We start from the raw sequence: 356 nt of genomic DNA on the forward strand, positions 1-356 counted from the left end.
AGACCTCGGTATGTCCAAGTTTCCCAAGGTTGCGCGAACAACAAAGGAGGAAGCACCACAACAGCCAAAGCCACGGCCATCATCAGCGGAGTATACCAGCGACTAAACGTATCGAGAAAACGTTCCAACGGTGCTTTACGTGACTCAGCCTCCTCAATTAAATGCAAAATTCGGTCAATTGCATTCTCTCCAGCTTGAGAGGTAATTCCCATCTGAATCACTCGATCGACGACAACAGCCCCAGCGAATAAAGCCTCACCTTGCTGCCGTTCAATAGGAATCGACTCCCCCGTGAGTGCGCTTTCATCAAAGCTTGCCACCGGATCCAGCAGGGTACCATCGGCGGGGGGGGGGCC

General features: G+C 52.8%; 1 protein-coding gene. It reads right to left on the bottom strand.

What is annotated here, in order from left to right; translation table 11 throughout:
- Positions 1–356: P-type ATPase actuator domain-containing protein (locus B7C60_RS18715; RefSeq protein ID WP_483887755.1), on the bottom strand; the 356-nt coding region annotated here is incomplete at both ends.

The organism is Vibrio fujianensis (assembly GCF_002749895.1).
Taxonomy (GTDB): domain Bacteria; phylum Pseudomonadota; class Gammaproteobacteria; order Enterobacterales; family Vibrionaceae; genus Vibrio; species Vibrio fujianensis.